Origin of the sequence: Campylobacter sp. BCW_6873 (assembly GCF_001762365.1) — a bacterium.
Classification (GTDB): Bacteria; Campylobacterota; Campylobacteria; order Campylobacterales; family Campylobacteraceae; genus Campylobacter_D; species Campylobacter_D jejuni.
The window spans coordinates 1-1,427 of the sequence record NZ_MJWS01000035.1 but is presented as its reverse complement, the minus strand read 5'-3'; the positions used below and the strand labels follow the sequence as shown (position 1 = coordinate 1,427).

Sequence of the window (1,427 nt, the reverse complement as noted above, 5' to 3'; positions counted from 1 at the left end):
AGACTTAGTTCAGGTCTTAGGATTAACTCCGCAGCAGATGATGCTTCAGGGATGGCGATAGCAGATAGCTTAAGATCTCAAGCAAATACTCTAGGTCAAGCTATATCAAATGGTAATGATGCTTTGGGTATCTTACAAACTGCAGATAAGGCTATGGATGAGCAACTTAAGATCTTAGATACTATTAAGACTAAGGCAACTCAAGCCGCTCAAGATGGTCAAAGTTTAAAAACAAGAACCATGCTTCAAGCCGATATAAACCGCTTAATGGAGGAGCTTGATAATATCGCAAACACTACGGCTTTTAATGGCAAGCAACTTTTAAGTGGAAATTTTACTAATCAAGAATTTCAAATCGGTTCAAGTTCAAATCAAACTATAAAAGCAAGCATTGGGCCAACCCAGTCTTCAAAAATCGGTGTTACAAGATTTGAAACAGGTTCACAAAGTGTGAGTTCAGGTGTAGTAGGACTTACTATCAAAAACTATAATGGTATAGAAGATTTTAAATTTGATAATGTTGTGATTTCAACTTCAGTTGGAACAGGACTTGGAGCTTTAGCCGAAGAGATTAATAAAAGCTCTGATAAAACAGGAGTTAGAGCAACTTATGATGTAAAAACTGTAGGAGCTTATGCTATAAAAGAAGGAAGTACTTCTCAAGACTTTGCTATCAATGGGGTTATAATTGGTCAGATTAATTATAAAGATGGAGATAATAATGGCCAATTAATCTCAGCTATAAATTCTGTTAAAGACACAACAGGAGTTCAAGCTTCTAAAGATGAGAATGGTAAACTTGTTCTTACTTCAGCTGATGGTAGAGGCATTAAAATTACAGGTAGTATAGGTGCTGGTGCTGGTGTTTTAAAAACTGAAAATTATGGAAGATTATCTTTGGTTAAAAATGATGGTAGAGATATCAATATAAGTGGAACTAATCTTAGTGCTATAGGTATGGGTGCTGCAGATATGATTTCTCAAGCTTCAGTATCTTTAAGAGAATCAAAAGGTCAAATTTCAGCAGCTAATGCTGATGCTATGGGTTTTAATTCTTACAATGGTGGCGGAGATAAGCAAATTATCCAAGCTTCTAGTATTTCAGCGTTTATGTCTCAAGCAGGTTCAGGTTTTTCAGCAGGTTCAGGTTTTTCAGTGGGTAGTGGAAAAGGATATTCTACAGCTTTATCTGGATCAGTGCAAATTGTTTCAGATGCAGCTTCTATAAGCAGTACTTATATAGTTTCAGCAGGTTCAGGTTTTTCATCAGGTTCAGGAAATTCTCAATTTGCTGCCTTAAGAACATCAACTGTAGGTGCTACTGATGAAACTGCGGGTGTAACCACTCTTAAAGGTGCTATGGCTGTGATGGATATAGCTGAAACTGCTATAACTAACCTTGATCAAATTAGAGCTGATATAGGTTC

The 1,427-nt window shown here is 36.5% G+C and carries 1 protein-coding gene; it reads left to right on the top strand.

Annotated elements, in window-relative coordinates; all coding sequences use genetic code 11:
• Positions 1–1,427, top strand: a 1,427-nt coding sequence (locus tag AJ932_RS01915) for a flagellin (protein ID WP_070288990.1), incomplete at both ends; no start/stop codon positions are given.